Here is a 1337-nt window from a genome sequence, read left to right as displayed (position 1 = left end):
GCCACCGCCCGCAATCCAAAGGCGATCACCGAGCGGTTCGGCGAACACCCTAACCTGCTTCCGGTCGCCCTCGACGTGACGGACGACAGCCAGGCGACCACAGCGGTGAAAGCCGCGATCGATCGCTTCGGCCAGATCGATATCCTGCTCAACAATGCCGGCTTTGGACTGATGGGGGCTGTCGAGGAGGCGACGGCATCCGAAATAGAGGCTGTCTATCGCACCAATGTCTTCGGCCTCCTCAACGTAACCCGCGCGGTCCTGCCCTCGATGCGCCGAGCGCGTTCCGGCCGCATCCTGAATATCTCATCGATCGGCGGCTATCGCGGCGCCGCTGGCTTCGGTGTCTACTCCTCGACGAAATTCGCAGTCGAAGGGTTGAGCGAAGCTCTGCATGACGAACTGGCACCGCTTGGCATTCACGTCACGGTCATCGAGCCGGGCTATTTCCGCACAGATTTCCTCGATAGCTCCTCCTTGTCGGTCAGCGGCGATATCATCGGCGATTACGCAGAGACTGTCGGCAAGGTGCGCACCGTAGCTACAAGTCTCAGCCATAACCAACCCGGCGATCCTCAAAAGCTGGCAGAGGTTCTGATCGCCTTCACTGACGCCCCCAATCCGCCAGTGCGCCTGCCGCTCGGTAGCGACACAGTCGCCGCGATCGAGAAAAAGCACGCACAAGACGCTGCCATCCTCTCCGAATGGCGCACCGTCTCGGTGTCGACCGACTTCGCCGTTGGCTAATGAGGACGCTCGTCTGGTTAAACTTCGTCCGATGGGAGGTCGCCTTCGGGGCCTCCCATCGCCTTGATGGGATACGACCCGGCGACCCCGCTTTCGCAAGGCCTAAGGCCCCCAATTTACCCGATAATGTCCAAAAATCATCGCTCGGGCTTCAGCCCTTGGCTACCTGTCTTGCAATGCATCGATGAACCTTCGCAGATCCCGCGCTGTATTGTTGGGAATCGCCGTTAAAGCGGAACGGAGAACAGATTGAATGCGCCGCCAACCGGCTGGCGTCGAGGATATCGCCGTGCGGATCTGAGGCACGGACAACCGTGGCATCGCCAACAAGGCCGGCACCTCACAGAGATGTTCCCAACTTCTCGTTACGATCTCCGAAAGCGGTTCTGCTACAAAGGCGGCCATCGGCGTCGGATTGAGATCATAGGCGACCATCGCTTGCGCGGTCAGCAATTCGGCTGCCGTCCTGTTACGCGTCAGGGCACCCAAGGCTGAGAGAATCCGCGCGTCCGCTGTCGGTTCGCCCTTTGCAAAACTATCCCATGGGTCATTGGGCCTGAACAAGCGATCCTCCGCCTGGCTCAGAAAAT

Annotated in this window: 2 protein-coding genes; one reads left to right on the top strand and one right to left on the bottom strand. The window is 59.9% G+C overall.

The window, feature by feature from the left end; all coding sequences use genetic code 11:
- The coding region (locus tag A3AY_RS0108760; protein WP_018325304.1) for an SDR family NAD(P)-dependent oxidoreductase at positions 1–747 on the top strand (747 nt) is incomplete at its 5' end.
- Positions 748–909: 162 nt separating this feature from the next.
- Here the strand turns inward: A3AY_RS0108760 and A3AY_RS39650 are convergent.
- On the bottom strand, positions 910–1337 hold a 428-nt coding region (locus A3AY_RS39650; RefSeq protein WP_040668375.1), incomplete at its 5' end, for a hypothetical protein.

Origin of the sequence: Rhizobium giardinii bv. giardinii H152 (assembly GCF_000379605.1) — a bacterium.
GTDB classification, from domain to species: domain Bacteria; phylum Pseudomonadota; class Alphaproteobacteria; order Rhizobiales; family Rhizobiaceae; genus Pararhizobium; species Pararhizobium giardinii.
The sequence above is the reverse complement of the archived record's forward strand: the minus strand, read 5'-3'. Positions and strand labels throughout refer to the sequence as shown.